At 44.9% G+C, this 706-nt stretch carries 1 protein-coding gene; it reads left to right on the forward strand.

Annotated elements, in window-relative coordinates:
* Positions 1-57: 57 nt before the first annotated feature.
* Positions 58-706 (forward strand): DMT family transporter (locus tag R7Q09_RS25665; protein WP_318143882.1); only part of this gene is annotated, 649 nt, incomplete at its 3' end.

Here is a 706-nt window from a genome sequence, read left to right on the forward strand (position 1 = left end):
TCGCTATTTCTATAAAGTCACTTTTCATAAAATGCTCCTAGAATTAAGGAGTATCTAATGAATCACGTTCACAAACCCATCGTATTTATGTTGATTTCTACATTAAGCTTATCTGTTACGGGCTTGCTAGCAAAGCAGCTGTCTGAGGCGCTTTCGGTAACCATGTTCAGCTTTCTGCGATTTTTCCTACCTGCGCTTATCTTGCTCTTAGTTCTGATCCCGAAAGGCATCAAACTGCCGAAATCGACCGAGCTGAAGCCCACTTTGCTACGCGCACTTTGTATTGGTCTGTCTCAATTGTGTTTTATTGCGTCTCTTCAAACGTTAACACTGGTCGAAAGTGTGGTCCTTTTTGCTACAGGCCCGTTGTTTATGCCTGTGATTGAGAAGCTTGTCTGGCATGGAAAAATTCGTGCGTCCACCGTTTTTGGTATTGTGATGGCGTTTAGTGGTGTGGTGTTGTTGGCTGGAACGGAAGGCGAATTTACTTTGCGATACGACTTACTGCTTGGTTTGGCTGGCGGTCTGTTTAACTCCGGCTCACAATTGACGCTGTATAAAGTCAGCAAAAGTAATATGTCGCCGCTAGAGATCAACTTCTGGGCGTTTAGCTTTGCCGCGTTATTTATTCTGCCTTTGGCGCTTATCAACGATGGCTCTGGACTGTTGGGGGCTCATTCATTCTCACTATCCGTTGAGCCTAGTG

It is taken from the genome of Vibrio sp. 2130-1 (assembly GCF_033339515.1).